Below are 418 nucleotides of genomic sequence, written 5' to 3' on the forward strand. Positions count from 1 at the left end.
CTCTACGTGCGCCTCGATTGCACGGCCGAGGGCGTCCTTCCCGTGCGGGCCTTGGGCGACGAGTACTTCGTCTTCGACCCGGTGCGCTACACGCTTGTGGGCGACGAGTCGGGGAAGCTCTACCGGCTGGGCCAGCGCGTCGCCGTCACGCTGAAGAGCGCTGACGCGACAACCGCCTCCCTGGAGTTCGTGCTGGCCGGAAGACGCTGAGGGATGGGGTTGTTGAGGGAGCTGCGAGGGGGAAGGGAAATCGAGTATGGTAAGCATTTACATCGCGCTGTATCTGTTTCTCGCTGGCACGGGGGCCGGCGCGTTTCTTATCGGTGCCGTCGTCGATATGGTTCTGCGCTTTCGTCCTCGTGCAGCGGGAGGATGGTTTGCGAGTGTGAGCGCTGTTACCGATGCCGGTATGATCCTC

General features: G+C 63.2%; 1 protein-coding gene. It reads left to right on the top strand.

Annotation, left to right across the window (positions count from 1 at the left end):
- Positions 1-210, top strand: a 210-nt coding sequence (locus NE591_RS12735; RefSeq protein WP_256156797.1) for a hypothetical protein, incomplete at its 5' end; no start/stop codon positions are given.
- Between the last annotated feature and the right edge of the window lie 208 nt (positions 211-418).

Source organism: Adlercreutzia sp. DFI.6.23 (assembly GCF_024462535.1).
Taxonomy (GTDB): domain Bacteria; phylum Actinomycetota; class Coriobacteriia; order Coriobacteriales; family Eggerthellaceae; genus Adlercreutzia; species Adlercreutzia rubneri.